We start from the raw sequence: 318 nt of genomic DNA, 5'->3' as shown, positions 1-318 counted from the left end.
TGTGCTGCGATGTCTTTGTGTGCGTGGCCCTTGCTTGCCTACGCGGAATCTTCACCGCTTGATGCTGCTGTTCTGCGCGTTTCTATGCTCGATCCCGTGGTCGTCACGCCTACGCTGGCCAGCCATACTACAGAGGCGTCATTGGCCTCGGTAACGGTGCTCGATGAGAAGCAATTACGCGAGCGTCAGCCCCACGATATTACCGAGATGCTAAGAGGCCAGCCCGGCGTGGATATCACCGGTAATGGTGCCTTCGGTAAGGCCACCAGTGTTTATTTGCGGGGTACGGGCAGTAGCTCAACGTTGTTAATGGTTGAT

At 56.0% G+C, this 318-nt stretch carries 1 protein-coding gene; it reads left to right on the top strand.

From position 1 onward, the window contains the following. A partial coding sequence (locus F8C76_RS19660) for a TonB-dependent receptor (protein WP_211372226.1) occupies nt 1-318 on the top strand: 318 nt, incomplete at both ends.

Source organism: Flagellimonas olearia, assembly GCF_009184425.1.
Classification (GTDB): domain Bacteria; phylum Bacteroidota; class Bacteroidia; order Flavobacteriales; family Flavobacteriaceae; genus Flagellimonas; species Flagellimonas olearia.
The sequence above is the reverse complement of the archived record's forward strand: the minus strand, read 5'-3'. Positions and strand labels throughout refer to the sequence as shown.